The organism is Leclercia sp. TB492 (assembly GCF_049974505.2).
GTDB lineage: Bacteria > Pseudomonadota > Gammaproteobacteria > Enterobacterales > Enterobacteriaceae > Enterobacter > Enterobacter adecarboxylatus_C.
The window spans coordinates 2,288,426-2,301,722 of sequence record NZ_CM127572.1 but is presented as its reverse complement, the minus strand read 5'-3'; the positions used below and the strand labels follow the sequence as shown (position 1 = coordinate 2,301,722).

The following is a 13,297-nucleotide window of genomic DNA, read 5'->3' as shown; positions in this document are numbered from 1 at the left end:
ACTGTTTCAGTACCTTCCGCGAATTAATCTCCCTTCAGCTACTCATTAAGCAGTAATAAAACCGCTCCCCGCTGACTATTAAGAGGGCGAAGATCGGTGATATTGATTTGCCGCAAAAAAAACAGGGGCTTTGCTGTTAGTTTTCCGCCGGAATTCTCAATGATCTAACGAGGACAGCAATGGACGTCAGCCGCAGACAGTTTTTTAAAATCTGCGCGGGCGGTATGGCCGGTACGACAGTGGCTGCTTTAGGGTTCGCCCCTAAAATGGCGCTGGCTCAGGCGCGCAACTATAAGTTGCTGCGCGCCAAAGAGATCCGTAACACCTGCACATACTGCTCCGTGGGATGCGGGCTATTGATGTATAGCCTGGGTGATGGCGCGAAGAACGCCAAAGAGTCGATTTATCATATTGAAGGCGATGCGGATCATCCGGTCAGCCGCGGGGCGTTATGCCCGAAAGGGGCGGGCCTGCTGGACTATGTCCACAGCGATAACCGTCTGCGTTACCCGGAATACCGCGCCCCGGGCTCCGACAAATGGCAGCGACTCTCCTGGGATGAAGCCTTCACGCGTATCGCGAAGCTGATGAAGGCCGACCGCGACGCTAACTTCGTCGAAACCAATGAGCAGGGCGTGACGGTAAACCGCTGGCTCTCCACCGGGATGCTGTGTGCATCCGCGGCAAGTAATGAAACCGGCATGCTGACGCAAAAATTTGTGCGTTCCCTCGGCATGCTGGCGGTAGACAACCAGGCGCGCGTCTGACACGGACCAACGGTAGCAAGTCTTGCTCCAACATTTGGTCGCGGTGCGATGACCAACCACTGGGTTGATATCAAAAACGCCAACGTCGTGATGGTGATGGGCGGTAACGCCGCTGAAGCGCATCCGGTGGGATTCCGCTGGGCGATGGAAGCGAAAAACATCAATGATGCGACGCTGATCGTCGTCGATCCGCGCTTTACGCGTACGGCATCGGTGGCCGATATCTATGCGCCGATCCGCTCCGGCACGGACATTACGTTCCTCTCCGGCGTGCTGCTGTACCTGATCGAAAATAACAAGATTAACGCCGAGTACGTTAAGCACTACACCAACGCGAACCTGCTGGTGCGGGAAGACTTTGCCTTTGAAGACGGGCTGTTCAGCGGCTACGACGCCGAAAAACGCCAGTACGACAAGTCCTCCTGGAACTATCAGTTCGACGAAAACGGCTATGCAAAACGCGATGAAACCCTGACCGATCCGCGCTGCGTGTGGAACCTGCTGAAACAGCACGTCTCCCGCTATACGCCGGAGGTAGTGGAGAACATCTGCGGCACGCCAAAAGCCGATTTCCTGAAGGTGTGCGAAGTGCTGGCCTCCACCAGTGCCGCGGACAGAACCACCACCTTCCTGTACGCGCTGGGCTGGACGCAGCATACCGTCGGGGCGCAGAACATCCGAACCATGGCGATGATCCAGCTGTTGCTCGGCAACATGGGCATGGCCGGTGGCGGGGTGAACGCCCTGCGCGGTCACTCCAACATCCAGGGCCTGACCGATCTCGGCCTGCTGTCGACCAGCCTGACCGGCTATCTGACGCTGCCGTCCGAGAAACAGACGGACCTGCAAAGCTATATGACGGCGAACACGCCGAAAGCGACGCTGCCCGACCAGGTGAACTACTGGAGCAACTATCCGAAGTTCTTCGTCAGCCTGATGAAATCTTTCTACGGCGATGCGGCACAGAAGGAGAACGACTGGGGCTTTAACTGGCTGCCGAAATGGGATCAGTCATACGACGTCATTAAGTATTTCAACATGATGTCGAAGGGGAAGGTCACGGGCTACATCTGTCAGGGCTTTAACCCGGTGGCGTCTTTCCCGGATAAGAACAAGATTGTCGCCAGCCTCAGCAAGCTGAAGTACATGGTGGTGATCGATCCGCTGGTGACCGAAACCTCGACCTTCTGGCAGAACCACGGCGAGATGAATGATGTGGATACCGCCTCGATTCAGACCGAGGTCTTCCGTCTGCCGTCGACCTGCTTCGCGGAAGAGGACGGCTCCATCGCCAACTCCGGTCGCTGGCTGCAGTGGCACTGGAAGGGGCAGGATGCGCCGGGCGAAGCGCGCAACGACGGTGAGATCCTGGCCGGGATTTACCATCGCCTGCGCGAGATGTATCGCACCGAAGGCGGCAAAGGCGTCGAGCCGCTGCTGCGGATGCGGTGGGATTACAAACAGCCGGATCACCCGGAATCGGAAGAGGTGGCGAAAGAGAACAACGGCTATGCGCTGGCGGATCTCTATGATGCCAACGGCGTACCGATCGCGAAGAAAGGCCAGCTGTTAAGCAGCTTCGCCCAGCTGCGTGATGACGGCACCACCGCGTCGTCGTGCTGGATCTACACCGGGAGCTGGACCGAGCAGGGTAACCAGATGGCTAACCGCGATAACGCCGACCCGTCAGGACTGGGCAATACGCTGGGCTGGGCCTGGGCGTGGCCGCTGAACCGTCGCGTGCTTTACAACCGCGCCTCGGCGGACATCAACGGCAAGCCGTGGGATCCGAAACGGATGCTGATCCAGTGGAACGGTGCGAAGTGGACCGGGAACGATATTCCGGACTACAACACCGCCGCGCCGGGCAGCAACACCGGGCCGTTTATCATGCAGCCGGAAGGGCTGGGGCGTCTGTTTGCCATCGACAAGCTGGCGGAAGGGCCGTTCCCGGAACACTACGAACCGATGGAAACGCCGCTGGGCACCAACCCGCTGCACCCGAACGTGGTTTCGAGTCCGGTGGTGCGTGTCTACGAGGAAGATGCCGTGCGGATGGGCAAGAAAGACAAGTTCCCGTATGTCGGCACCACCTATCGCCTGACCGAGCATTTCCACACCTGGACCAAGCATGCGCGACTCAATGCTATCGCCCAGCCGGAACAGTTTGTCGAGATCAGCGAGACCCTGGCGCAGGCCAAAGGCATAGCCAATGGCGATCGCGTGAAAGTCAGCAGCCAGCGCGGGTTTATTCGCGCCGTAGCGGTGGTTACCCGTCGTCTGCAGGCCCTTAACGTTCACGGCCAGCAGGTGGAAACGGTCGGTATTCCGCTGCACTGGGGCTTTGAAGGGGTGGCGCAGAAGGGCTATATCGCCAACACCCTGACGCCATCGGTAGGGGATTCCAACTCGCAAACGCCGGAGTACAAGGCGTTTCTGGTCAACATCGAGAAAGCATAAGGAGCGAATAAATGTCGATGGAAACACAAGACGTCATCAAACGCTCCGCCACCAACGGCTTTACCCCCGCGCCTCGTGCGCGGGATTACAAAGCGGAAGTGGCAAAGCTTATTGATGTCTCCTCCTGCGTGGGCTGCAAAGCCTGCCAGGTGGCCTGCTCCGAGTGGAATGATATCCGCGACGAGGTGGGCCATTGCGTTGGCGTGTACGATAACCCGGCCGATCTGAGCGCCAAATCCTGGACGGTGATGCGTTTTAGCGAAACCGAGCAGAACGGCAAGCTGGAGTGGCTGATCCGCAAAGACGGCTGCATGCACTGTGAGGACCCGGGATGTCTTAAGGCCTGTCCGTCCGCCGGGGCGATTATTCAGTACGCCAACGGCATTGTCGATTTCCAGCAGGATAACTGCATCGGCTGCGGGTACTGCATCGCCGGGTGTCCGTTCAACGTGCCGCGCCTCAATAAAGAGGATAACCGGGTCTATAAATGCACCCTGTGCGTGGATCGCGTCAGCGTTGGTCAGGAGCCAGCATGCGTGAAAACCTGTCCAACCGGGGCGATTCACTTTGGCACCAAGAAGGAGATGCTGGACGTTGCCCAGCAGCGGGTCGATAAGCTGAAGGCGCGCGGCTATGCCAACGCGGGCGTCTACAACCCGCAGGGGGTAGGTGGGACGCACGTGATGTATGTCCTGCACCATCTCGACCAGCCGGAGCTGTATCACAATCTGCCGAAGGATCCGGCGATCGATACCTCTATCAACCTGTGGAAAGGGGCGCTTAAACCGCTCTCCGCGGCGGGCTTTATCGCCACCTTTGCCGGGTTGATTTATCACTACGTGGGCATCGGACCGAACAAAGAGGTGGATGACGATGAGGAGGAGCACCATGAGTAAGTCAAAGATGATCGTGCGCACGAAGTTTGTCGACCGCGCCTGTCACTGGACGGTGGTGATCTGCTTCTTCCTGGTGTCACTGTCGGGGATTTCATTCTTCTTCCCGACGCTGCAGTGGCTGACCGAGACCTTCGGTACGCCGCAGATGGGGCGTATTCTCCATCCGTTCTTCGGGGTGCTGATTTTCGTGGCGCTGATGTTTATGTTCGTGCGTTTCGTGCATCACAACATCCCGGACAAGCAGGATATTCCGTGGCTGAAGGGCATTGTTGAGGTGCTGAAAGGCAACGAGCACAAAGTCGCGAAAGTGGGCAAGTACAACGCCGGACAGAAGATGATGTTCTGGACCATCATGAGCATGATTTTTGTGCTGCTGGTGACCGGGGTCATTATCTGGCGTCCGTACTTTGCCCAGTATTTCCCGATGCAGGTGGTGCGCTATAGCCTGCTGATCCACGCGACCTCGGCCATTATTTTGATCCACGCCATCCTGATCCATATGTATATGGCGTTCTGGGTCAAAGGCTCGATTAAAGGGATGATTGAAGGGAAGGTGAGCCGCCGCTGGGCGCAGAAGCACCATCCGCGCTGGTACCGGGACGTGGAGCGACTGGAAGCGCAAAAAGAGAATCGTGAAGGGATAAAATGAGTGCCCCCCGCTCCGGACGGTGTTTCGGAGCGGGTATTTTGGGAGGTCAGGTGTTGGTGAACAATGCGTCGATGGTGGCGACGATATCTCTCCTGGCTGTATTGAGATGACAAATAAAATCCTTGGGTTTGATCTGGGATTTATCAATATGACTTATCATCGGAGCATAAATATTTAAAGTATCAAACTCAATATTCACTTGTGGGGCGATGTGACTGTACCATCGAGGTATTTTATGGTGTCTCATTAATGGCATAATAATGCGCGTACTAAGATCGTCATAATGGTCGTTTTGCACAACGACGTAATATGGCAACAAGTTCCTCGTATTAGTCGATGTATTCCGATAAACATTAAATTGTTTGGTCATCAGAGCACCCTGAAAAATTCATCATCTGTTAACATTCCATGTTCTGCTACAATTTCATTCATTATGCGCATGAATTCCTTATCACGCTTGTGTTGCTCGATGCGCTCCTCTGCTGTTAATACGGGGCGTGGGGGGACGCCAGTTAAATGATCCTTACCTGCGCTCTTTTCTTTGATGGCCATTTTCATTATTCGTTCTCCTGTTCTGGTGCAGTCATTATCAATCGCCAACAATAAAAAACAATACCGTTCCGCCTGGTAATTCAGGAATTGCGAGCACGCTTCCAGACCAAAGTAACAGGCTGAAAACAAACAGGGTTATTGTGAATCACCCTCCCGATAAATAATCAGGAGGGTGGTAAAAATCAGAACTTCTCGTCAATATAACGGAACGGATAAGCGGTTGGTTTAATCTTGCCGATTTTACGTTTCGGTAATTTAACCTCTTCTTCCGGCAGATCTTTATAAGGAATCTGCGTCAGCAGGTGAGAAATAATATTCAGCCGTACGCGCTTTTTATCCTCGGAGCGGGCGACATACCACGGGGCCCAGGCGGTATCGGTGGCCGCGAACATTGCATCGCGCGCCTCGGTGTACTCATCCCAGCGGTTAAAGGATTTAACGTCCATTGGCGAAAGCTTCCAGGTTTTGCGCCCGTCGTTGATGCGGTCGCGCAGACGGCGCTCCTGCTCTTTGGGCGTCACTTCCAGCCAGTATTTGATCAGAATAATGCCCGCATCGACCATCGCCTTTTCGATGATAGGCGCACCGTCGAGAAACTTCTCGACCTGTTCCTCGGTACAGAAGCCCATCACGCGCTCCACGCCCGCACGGTTGTACCAGCTGCGGTCGAAAATCACGATTTCACCTGCTGACGGCAGATGCGGCACATAGCGCTGGAAGTAGAGCTGACTTTTCTCTTTCTCGGTGGGGGCCGGCAGCGCGACCACCCGGAATACGCGCGGACTGACGCGTTCGGTCAGGGCCTTGATAGTGCCCCCTTTACCTGCGCCGTCGCGTCCTTCAAAGACGACGCACACTTTCAGGCCCTTGCTCACCACCCAGCGCTGCAACTTAACCAGCTCTACATGCAGGCGATGCAGCTCTTGTTCGTACTCCTTACGCTTAAGCGGGACGGGAGGGGCGCTCTTCGCAACGGGTTTGCTTTTCTTCTTTTCTTTATCGGCCATGATGCGTTCCTTTACGGGAGGTCTGACGGTACGGTGAGACATAACACTTTGAAGTGTAATCAGGGCTGAGCACCCTGGCGGAAAATATTCACCGCCTGGCCGAATTGATGGAGGAATCGGCCAGCGGCGCGATTTGAACTGGCTCACCATACAAGATTGGTCGATAATGGCTGTTGCAATTTTTTAACAAGTGGTTGTGGTATGAAAAAGACGGTGTTTTCGTTAGCACTTGGTACCTTTGGCCTGGGCATGGCTGAATTCGGCATTATGGGTGTGTTAACCGAGCTGGCGCGTGATGTAGGCATTACGATTCCCTCCGCCGGAAATATGATTTCGTTTTACGCCTTCGGGGTGGTGATAGGGGCGCCGATCGTCGCGCTCTTTTCCAGTAAGTTCTCCTTAAAGTCGATCCTGCTGTTCCTGGTGACGCTGTGCCTCGTTGGCAATGCGATTTTTACCTTCTCCACCTCCTACACCATGCTGGCTATTGGGCGGCTGGTCTCCGGCTTTCCGCACGGCGCGTTCTTCGGCGTCGGCACCATCATCCTCTCGCGCATAGCGCCGCCGGGCAAAGTGACGGTGGCGGTAGCGGGGATGATCGCCGGGATGACGGTGGCTAACCTTGCGGGCGTGCCGCTCGGCACCTGGCTGGGGCATCAGTTTAGCTGGCGCTACACCTTCTTCCTGATCGCCGCGTTTAACCTGTTGGTAATGCTGTCAGTTGTCCTCTGGGTACCGCAGACCTTTGATAAAACGCAGCTTCGCCTGAGTGAGCAGTTTCACTTTCTGAAAAAGCCGGAACCGTGGTTTATCTTCGCCGCCACCATGTTTGGCAACGCCGGCGTCTTCGCCTGGTTCAGCTTTGTGAAGCCGTTCATGATCAACGTGTCGGGCTTTTCCGAAGGGGTGATGACCGCGATCATGATGCTGATGGGGCTCGGCATGGTGCTGGGGAACCTGTTCAGCGGCAAGCTCTCCGGGCGCTACAGCCCGTTGCGGATTGCGGCGATCACCGATCTGGTGATTGTCCTGTCGCTGCTGCTGTTGTTTGCCTTTGGCGGGCTGCCTGCGGCCTCGCTGGTGATGGGCTTTATCTGTTGCGCCGGTCTGTTTGCGCTGTCGGCTCCGCTGCAGATCCTGCTCCTGCAAAATGCGCAGGGCGGGGAGATGCTTGGAGCGGCGGGGGGCCAGGTGGCGTTTAACCTCGGCAGCGCCATTGGCGCGTACTTTGGCGGGATGATGATCACCCTGGGCTTTAGCTGGAGCTACGTGACTCTGCCTGCGGCGGTGCTGTCGTTCTGCGCGATGTCGTCGCTGTTGATATACGGGTATCTGAAATCCCGTCGGGGGCAGGCTGACGCACAGGCGTTAGCCTGAGCAACGAGCGTGCTAGTTGCCCGGCGGCGCTGCGCTTGCACGGGCCTACGGTTCCATAAATCCGCGGTTTTGTAGGCCGGGTAAGCGCAGCGCCACCCGGCATAAAGCGCTCACGGCAAAGACGGTTCACCCAGAGTCAACATCAGCCGGTTAGCCCAGGCGAAGAACGCCGCTGACTGCACCAGATCCAGCTGGGCCAGAGTATCCAGCCCCTGACGTTCCAGCTCGGCCAGATGCCCCGGCGTTACCGCCGGCGGCGTCACCGACAGCGCGGCGGCAAAATCAATCCCCGCCTGCCAGCGTGGCGACTGCCCGCTGCTCAGGGACTGTCCCGGCTCTACCGCCAGCAGCCTTTCCACGGCATCATCATCTTTCGACAGCTGGCTGGCCTTACGCGCATGGACAGAGGCGCAGTAAATGCACCCATTCACTTTGCTGGTCACCGCGGCGGCCAACTCTCGCTCCGCACGAGACAGTCCACCAGGGGTATAGAAAATCCCTTTATCGGTGAGCGTTCGCTGCTCCAGCACCGGCAGATTGCGCCCCAGCAGGCGGAAATAGTCCGAGTCGGTATGGCCGAATTTGGCGAGGATCGCCTGTTCATCGTCGGTAAATTCCGCCAGCGGTTTGGGTGTCAGCCACGGCTCCCAGCCCAGCTCCAGCTGGGTAAATTCGACCGGCGCGGCTTTACCATTTTTGGTCAAAGGCACGGTGTGCCAGTGGCCCGCCACAACGGGGACATCGCTTGCCGCCACCGTTTTGTCATTAAGAAGACGCAGCCCAACGAGCAGGCGACTCTGGAAACTGACAAAGGCAATCAGCTGCGCCAGGGTCACAATACCTTCTTTGCTCCAGCCCGCCAGGGTGAGCGCATTGATCGCCCCCGGGGTGGCCTGGACCGGCGAGAAGGTCAGCAACCGGGCAAAGGCCAGGGCGGGGGTCAGGCGCACTGAGGTCGGGTCGGCCAGACCAAACCCGGCATAGTGGGCCGCCAGTGCGTCGACGTTGTGCCATTTCGCCACTTTTGCCGCCACGGCAAAGCGTTCGTCCAGCGCAAAGTCGGCATCCTGCTGACTGAATAACGTTTCGTAACTCCCCTGAGCGTGACGCGTTGCCGCCTCGCGGGTGAGTCGTGCCTGTTCCAGCGGGGAACCCGGGGCAATCTCCGCCAGCCCAGCGAGAATATCCTGACTTAAAGCCATGGTGACTCCTTATAAAAGATGAGGGGCGATCTGCTCTGCGATTAACTCAATTGAACGTAAAGTGTCCTGATGCGACGGCTCAACCGAATGCACCTGGAATGAAATGTCGGTAGCGCGCGCCAGGACCGAATCCTGCGCCAGCGAGGCGAGGACCGTCTGCGGCGCGCCGATATGGGCATCGAACTGGCGAACGTGATCCGTGACGGTGTCACCGATCAGGGCGTGCCCGGTAGCCTGATGCTGCTGCGCCTGACGGGTCAGACCCGGTTCGGCCACCTTCAGCGCATATGCATCGCTGTCGGCGACAAATGCGGTACGCGAAGCCAGAATGCGCGGGGCCACGCCGGACGGCAGGGCGTCAAGATAGGCGTCGATAATCGGGTTCTGGATCGCATCCAGCGGCAACAGAAGATTGTCCGCCGGGCGCGGCTGGGTGCGGGAGAGCATCAGCCCGTGGCCCTGCTGCGCGGCACGCACCGCCCCCTCGACTGAAAAAGTCGCGATCCACACCCGCTCCGTCAGTCCTGGGGCGGGTGGATAGAGATGGTTATCGGGATGGGTCAGCGAATCCCCGCGCCAGGCGCTGTGGATCAGGTGCAGGTGATCGGCGAAGGTCGCCGCCCGTTCGTTAATGGTCAGCCCGAACGGCAAAAACGAGGTCGGCGTGCCGCCGGAACCAAACCCCACCTCCAGCCGTCCGTCGGATAAGAGGTCCAGCACCGCCGTGTCCTCCGCTACCCGCAGCGGGTTCTCCAGCGGCAGGGTGATAATGGCCGTGCCGAGGCGAATGCGGGTGGTGAACGCCGCCACATGGGCGAGGAACACCAGCGGCGACGGCAGGCCGCCCTCATGCTCGTGGAAGTGGTGCTGCGCGATCCATGCCGTGTCAAAACCGTAGCGTTCGGCATGGCGGATCTGCTCTGTTGCCAGGCGATAGCGTTCCAGGGCTGGCGCATCGTCCAGCAGGCGGGTGAAGAAACCCAGGCGTTTACGCGTCATGCGTACTCCTTCTGTGAAAAGTGGGGAATGGCGTCGATCAGCTCGCGGGTGTAGTCGTTTTGCGGCGAGGCGAACAGCGACTCGACTGCGCCATGCTCAACGACCTGACCGCTGCGCAGCACGGTAACGCTGTGGGCAATGCGCCGCACCGTCGCCAGATCGTGAGTGATAAACAGATAGGTCAGGCCCAGCTGCTGTTGCAGCTGCTGGAGCAGGGCGAGGATCTGCGCCTGCACGGTGACGTCCAGCGCCGAAGTGGCCTCGTCCAGCACCAGAATGGTCGGCTCGAGGATCAGGGCCCGGGCAATGGCCACGCGCTGCCGCTGTCCGCCCGAGAGTTCCCGCGCGGTGCGGGTTAACAGCTCCGGCGGCAACGCCACCCGCCGGGTGACGCTCTCCACCCGGGCGGCGCGTTCGGCCTTGCTGACCGGAGCGAAATTCTTCAGCGGCTCTTCGATGATCTCAAACAGCGTCTGGCGCGGATCCAGCGAGGCAAAGGGGTTCTGGTAAACGAACTGGATCTTCTGCCGCAGCTGGCGACGCGCTTCATGGCTCAGGGTGGTGGCGTCGATATCATCGATAATCACCTGGCCGCTGTCGGCCTGCTCAAAGCCCAGCAGAATACGGGCGAGGGTGGTTTTACCCGAGCCCGACTCGCCAACCAGCGCGTGGGTGCTGCCGCGCAGAACGGCAAAGCTAACCCCATCCAGAGCCTGCAACTGATGGCCTTTGCCCAGCGCAAAGCGTTTGCTGATCCCCTCGGCGCGAATAGCCGGAGAGGCCAGCGGACGACCCGATACCGGGGCGATAGTTAACCGCTGTCCGTTCAGATCGCTCAGCAGCTGGCGGGTGTAGGCATGCTGCGGGGCCCGTACCACGTCGGCGGTGGCACCATGCTCCTGCACCTCGCCGTTACGGAACACCAGCAGCCGGTCGGCCCGCTGGGCCGCCAGGGCCAGGTCGTGGGTGACGAACAGCACCGCGGTGCCGGATTCGCGGCGCAGCACGTCCAGCAGATCGAGAATGCGTTTCTGCACCGTCACGTCCAGCGCGCTGGTGGGCTCATCGGCGATGATGACGTCCGGGCGCAGGGCGATAGCGATAGCAATCAATACCCGCTGCTTCATGCCGCCGGAAAGCTGATGCGGAAACTGCTTCATCCGCTGCTCCGGGTGGCTGAGGCCCACTTTAGTCAGCAGGGCCAGCACCTGATTATCGCACTCGGCCTTACCGATCTTCTGATGCAGACGCAGGATTTCACCCACCTGTGCGCCAACGGTTTTTACCGGATTGAGGGAGTTACCCGGATCCTGCGGCACCAGGCTGATGCGCGCGCCGCGCAGGCTGTCGAGCCGCTTCGCCGACCACTGGCTGAGATCTTCCCCGTTCAGACGGATGCTGCCAGCGTCGCGGCGGGCGTTGTCCGCCAGCAGGCCAATGATCGCCTGGGCAGTGGTGGTTTTCCCGGAGCCGGACTCGCCGACAAAGGCCAGCAACTCGCCGCGCCCGAGGGTAAAGCTGACGTTATGTACTACCTCGCGCCACTCCCGCCCCGTGCGGTAGCTGAGGGTCAGGTTTTCAACAGATAATACGGTCATGAACGGCCTCCGCTTAACTGACGGCTGATACGGTTGGTCGCCAGCACCACGGCAATGACCACCAGGCCGGGGAAGGTGGTTAACCACCAGGCGGTTGAGAGATAGTTACGTCCTTCGGCAATCAGCAAGCCCCATTCCGGGATCGGCGGCGGGGTGCCGTAGCCCAGGAAGCTAAGGGTCGAGAGGGCCAGGATCGCCTGACCAAACTGCAACGTGGCAAAGGCCAGCACCGCGGTTAGCGAATTGGGCAGAATGTGGCGCCACAGCACCGTCCAGAAGGTGCCGCCGCTGCCAAACGCCGCTTCGACATAATCGCTATGGCGAATGCGCACCACTTCACCGCGCGCCAGGCGGGCAAAGCTGGCGATCGACGCCACCCCAACGGCAATGGCGGCATTCACCGTGCCAAAGCCCAGAAGAATAATTACCGTCAGCGACAGCAGCAGCGAGGGGATGGCGAGCAGAACGTCCACCAGCCGCATCAGCACTGACTCCACCCGTCCGGCAAAGGCCCCGGCAATCACGCCGATGGCGGTGCCAATAAACAGCCCCATCGCCACCGCCACCAGCGCGGCGCTCAGGGAGTGCGAGGCGCCATAGATGATGCGGGTATAGACATCACGACCCAGCTGGTCGGTACCGAGCCAGTAGTCAGCCTGGGGTGCCAGCCGCTGCGCCCCGGCAATGCCTTCAATCGGGCTGTAGTGGGTAAACAGCCCCGGCGCGATGGCCGCCAGGGCGGCAGCGGCAATAATGGCGTACGCCAGCCACAGTCCAGGCTGCCAGCGCCATCCGCGCCAGGCCGGGATGCGCTTGCGCGCCGCAGCAGCATAATCAACAAGGCTCATGCAGCACCTCCGGTAACGGTTTGCAGGCGGGGATCGAACAGCGGCATCAGCAGATCCACCAGCAGGTTAATCAGCACAAAGCCGAGGGCGGAAATCATCACCACCGCCTGTAGCACGGCGATATCCTGGTTGTTCACCGCCTGCTGGGTCAGCAGCCCCAGCCCGCTGCGGCCGAACACGGTTTCGGTGATCAGCGCCCCGGCAATCAGTTCGCCCAGCAGCAGCCCGGCGATGTTCAGCACCGGCAGCAGGGCATTGCCCGTGACGTGCCGCCAGAGGACCGCGGTTTCGCTCAGCCCTTTGGCCCGCGCCACGGCGACGAACGGCTGGGCGGCCACCTGATCCAGACTGCGCATCAGGATCTGCGCCAGCGGGGCGGAGATGGGAATGGCGACGGTGACAATCGGCAGGATCAGCCCCTGCAGCGGGGTCGGGTTAATCACCGGGATCAGCCGCAGCTGGAACGAGAACAGCTGAATCAGGGCAATCCCCAGCCAGAAGGTCGGCAGGGAGATAAACAGCACCGGCAGGGACTGAATTGCGTTGCTTAACCAGCGCAGCCCCGGCAGGCGCGAGGCCAGCGCCAGGGAGAAGGCCAGCACCACCGCCAGCGCAAAGGCGGGCAACGCCAGGCTTAAGGTGTCCGGCAGATTAGTGGCAATCAGCTCGCTCACCGCCACGCCCGCCTGCACCGAGAAGCCAAAATCGCCGCGCAGCATCGCCCCGAGGGTGTGCAGATACTGTTGCCACAGCGGGCTGTCGGCCCCGTAGGCGATGCGCATCTCTTCGATTTGCGCCGGGCTCAGACCGAGATCCGGGTTCTGGAACTTGATCAGCACCGCATCCCCCGGCAGTACCTGAAGCAGCACAAACGACAGGGTGAACGCCGCCCATAACACCAGCAGCCCCAGCCCGGCCCGTCGCAGCAGATAGTGACTCATC

At 59.4% G+C, this 13,297-nt stretch carries 12 protein-coding genes; 4 read left to right on the top strand and 8 right to left on the bottom strand.

Going from position 1 to position 13,297, the window contains the following annotated elements; translation table 11 throughout:
* Positions 1–179 precede the first annotated feature (179 nt).
* Genes fdnG through fdnI form a run of 3 tightly spaced genes read left to right on the top strand, consistent with a single transcriptional unit; the run spans position 180 to position 4,772 of the window.
* Entirely contained in the window at positions 180–3,227 is a 3,048-nt protein-coding gene (fdnG, locus tag ACP4QI_RS10910) for a formate dehydrogenase-N subunit alpha (RefSeq protein WP_426494651.1), read from the top strand.
* Positions 3,228–3,238: 11 nt separating this feature from the next.
* On the top strand, positions 3,239–4,123 hold the full coding sequence (gene fdxH, locus ACP4QI_RS10905) for a formate dehydrogenase subunit beta (RefSeq protein ID WP_142489488.1): 885 nt from the start codon (positions 3,239–3,241) through the stop codon (positions 4,121–4,123).
* Positions 4,116–4,772: a formate dehydrogenase-N subunit gamma gene (fdnI, locus tag ACP4QI_RS10900; RefSeq protein ID WP_142489487.1), complete on the top strand. Its 657-nt coding sequence runs from the start codon at positions 4,116–4,118 to the stop codon at positions 4,770–4,772. The genes fdxH and fdnI overlap by 8 nt, the downstream gene beginning before the upstream one ends.
* A 46-nt stretch (positions 4,773–4,818) precedes the next feature.
* On the opposite strand, the gene ACP4QI_RS10895 is transcribed toward fdnI, so the two are convergent.
* The 3 genes from ACP4QI_RS10895 to ppk2 form a co-directional block, all read right to left on the bottom strand.
* On the bottom strand, positions 4,819–5,142 hold the full coding sequence (locus ACP4QI_RS10895; RefSeq protein WP_156263786.1) for a CcdB family protein: 324 nt from the start codon (positions 5,140–5,142) through the stop codon (positions 4,819–4,821).
* Complete coding sequence (locus ACP4QI_RS10890; RefSeq protein WP_156263785.1) at positions 5,142–5,330, bottom strand: hypothetical protein; 189 nt, start codon at positions 5,328–5,330, stop codon at positions 5,142–5,144. The genes ACP4QI_RS10895 and ACP4QI_RS10890 overlap by 1 nt, the downstream gene beginning before the upstream one ends.
* A gap of 176 nt (positions 5,331–5,506) precedes the next feature.
* Complete coding sequence (gene ppk2, locus ACP4QI_RS10885; protein WP_426494652.1) at positions 5,507–6,331, bottom strand: polyphosphate kinase 2; 825 nt, start codon at positions 6,329–6,331, stop codon at positions 5,507–5,509.
* 201 nt (positions 6,332–6,532) lie between these two features.
* Between ppk2 and araJ the strand changes: the two genes are divergently transcribed.
* Positions 6,533–7,708, top strand: a complete 1,176-nt coding sequence (gene araJ, locus ACP4QI_RS10880; protein ID WP_142489483.1) for an MFS transporter AraJ — start codon at positions 6,533–6,535, stop codon at positions 7,706–7,708.
* 110 nt (positions 7,709–7,818) lie between these two features.
* Here the strand turns inward: araJ and ACP4QI_RS10875 are convergent, their stop codons facing one another.
* The 5 genes from ACP4QI_RS10875 to ACP4QI_RS10855 are packed head-to-tail and all read right to left on the bottom strand — an operon-like array spanning position 7,819 to position 13,296.
* Complete coding sequence (locus ACP4QI_RS10875; protein WP_426494653.1) at positions 7,819–8,910, bottom strand: alkylhydroperoxidase domain protein; 1,092 nt, start codon at positions 8,908–8,910, stop codon at positions 7,819–7,821.
* Between the two features lie 9 nt (positions 8,911–8,919).
* Positions 8,920–9,909 carry a putative FMN-dependent luciferase-like monooxygenase gene (locus ACP4QI_RS10870; protein WP_426494654.1) on the bottom strand — a complete coding sequence of 330 codons (990 nt, stop codon included), beginning with the start codon at positions 9,907–9,909 and terminating at the stop codon, positions 8,920–8,922.
* Positions 9,906–11,507, bottom strand: coding sequence for a dipeptide ABC transporter ATP-binding protein (locus ACP4QI_RS10865; protein WP_142489480.1), 1,602 nt, complete (start codon positions 11,505–11,507; stop codon positions 9,906–9,908). Before ACP4QI_RS10865 ends, ACP4QI_RS10870 begins: the two co-directional genes overlap by 4 nt.
* On the bottom strand, positions 11,504–12,355 hold the full coding sequence (locus ACP4QI_RS10860; RefSeq protein WP_142489479.1) for an ABC transporter permease: 852 nt from the start codon (positions 12,353–12,355) through the stop codon (positions 11,504–11,506). Before ACP4QI_RS10860 ends, ACP4QI_RS10865 begins: the two co-directional genes overlap by 4 nt.
* Positions 12,352–13,296, bottom strand: a complete 945-nt coding sequence (locus ACP4QI_RS10855; protein ID WP_156263782.1) for an ABC transporter permease — start codon at positions 13,294–13,296, stop codon at positions 12,352–12,354. The genes ACP4QI_RS10860 and ACP4QI_RS10855 overlap by 4 nt, the downstream gene beginning before the upstream one ends.
* Between the last annotated feature and the right edge of the window lies 1 nt (position 13,297).

Coding starts and splice junctions, on each gene's coding strand:
- fdxH (WP_142489488.1), top strand. CDS start 3,239: ATGTCGATGGAAACACAAGACGTCATCAAACGCTCCGCCACCAACGGC.
- fdnI (WP_142489487.1), top strand. CDS start 4,116: ATGAGTAAGTCAAAGATGATCGTGCGCACGAAGTTTGTCGACCGCGCC.
- ACP4QI_RS10895 (WP_156263786.1), bottom strand. CDS start 5,142: ATGACCAAACAATTTAATGTTTATCGGAATACATCGACTAATACGAGG.
- ACP4QI_RS10890 (WP_156263785.1), bottom strand. CDS start 5,330: ATGAAAATGGCCATCAAAGAAAAGAGCGCAGGTAAGGATCATTTAACT.
- ppk2 (WP_426494652.1), bottom strand. CDS start 6,331: ATGGCCGATAAAGAAAAGAAGAAAAGCAAACCCGTTGCGAAGAGCGCC.
- araJ (WP_142489483.1), top strand. CDS start 6,533: ATGAAAAAGACGGTGTTTTCGTTAGCACTTGGTACCTTTGGCCTGGGC.
- ACP4QI_RS10875 (WP_426494653.1), bottom strand. CDS start 8,910: ATGGCTTTAAGTCAGGATATTCTCGCTGGGCTGGCGGAGATTGCCCCG.
- ACP4QI_RS10870 (WP_426494654.1), bottom strand. CDS start 9,909: ATGACGCGTAAACGCCTGGGTTTCTTCACCCGCCTGCTGGACGATGCG.
- ACP4QI_RS10865 (WP_142489480.1), bottom strand. CDS start 11,507: ATGACCGTATTATCTGTTGAAAACCTGACCCTCAGCTACCGCACGGGG.
- ACP4QI_RS10860 (WP_142489479.1), bottom strand. CDS start 12,355: ATGAGCCTTGTTGATTATGCTGCTGCGGCGCGCAAGCGCATCCCGGCC.
- ACP4QI_RS10855 (WP_156263782.1), bottom strand. CDS start 13,296: ATGAGTCACTATCTGCTGCGACGGGCCGGGCTGGGGCTGCTGGTGTTA.